Source organism: Capnocytophaga canis, assembly GCF_000827555.1.
Lineage (GTDB): Bacteria > Bacteroidota > Bacteroidia > Flavobacteriales > Flavobacteriaceae > Capnocytophaga > Capnocytophaga canis.
On the sequence record NZ_CDOI01000023.1, the window covers coordinates 1 to 380 of the forward strand.

General features: G+C 37.1%; 1 pseudogene. It reads left to right on the forward strand.

Annotation, left to right across the window (positions count from 1 at the left end):
* Window positions 1-380: pseudogene (locus tag CCAND38_RS11720) on the forward strand (hypothetical protein); the annotation flags it as partial.

Genomic DNA, 380 nt, shown 5'->3' on the forward strand with positions numbered 1-380 from the left:
TTACGGACGTTTGTGATTCGGCGACTGTAACTATAACAGTAAAAAATAGGATAGAAGCCAATGATGACGACAATGGAGATTCTGTAAACGGTTATAATTTAGTACCTAACAGTACGATAGATATTTTTGCTAATGATAGGTTAGACGGAAAAGGAGTGAGTTCACAAACTGTCACCATAGCCACACATACGTCATTGCCTGTTGGAGTAACTATTGATGTTAACGGAAAAGTAACCATTGGTAGTGATACCCCTACGGGATTACATTCGTTTACTTATACTCTTTGTGAAAAAGGCGTCACACCAGCTAACTGTGATATAGCAAAAGTTATTTTCACTGTTAAAAATATCGACGCTGTTGATGATGATTTTGGAGTTCAA